Here is a 380-nt window from a genome sequence, read left to right as displayed (position 1 = left end):
ATATTTTTGCTGTTCAATTCTATTATTGCCCTCTCTAATTCTATCTCTAGTGAATCCTGCCTGCTCTGATATTGAACTAAAAGTTTTGCTAATTTCATTTGCTCCACTTTCGATTTTTCTAAATGAGATTCGATTATTTTCAATAAGCTGCGTTCTAGCTCCGTCATTATTCACTGCTCCGTTCCGTTGATTAATACTAAAGCTTTCCCCTTTGGTAATTTTTGCGTTTTCGGACTCATTACTTTTTCCTTCAGGTTCACCAACAAGCAAAGTGCTTCCTTGTTCGTTTCCGTCAGGCATGGCTGAATGTTTTGACTTGTTTTCGATTGCTCTAATGCCTGCTGCTTGTGTTCCAGATCTTTTATCTTTGTCTGTATATC

General features: G+C 37.4%; 1 protein-coding gene. It reads right to left on the bottom strand.

The window, feature by feature from the left end:
• The coding region (locus tag JNB88_RS33245) for a hypothetical protein (RefSeq protein ID WP_220359179.1) at positions 1 to 380 on the bottom strand (380 nt) is incomplete at both ends.

Source organism: Rhizobium cauense, from assembly GCF_019511525.1.
Lineage (GTDB): Bacteria > Pseudomonadota > Alphaproteobacteria > Rhizobiales > Rhizobiaceae > Rhizobium > Rhizobium cauense.
The sequence above is the reverse complement of the archived record's forward strand: the minus strand, read 5'-3'. Positions and strand labels throughout refer to the sequence as shown.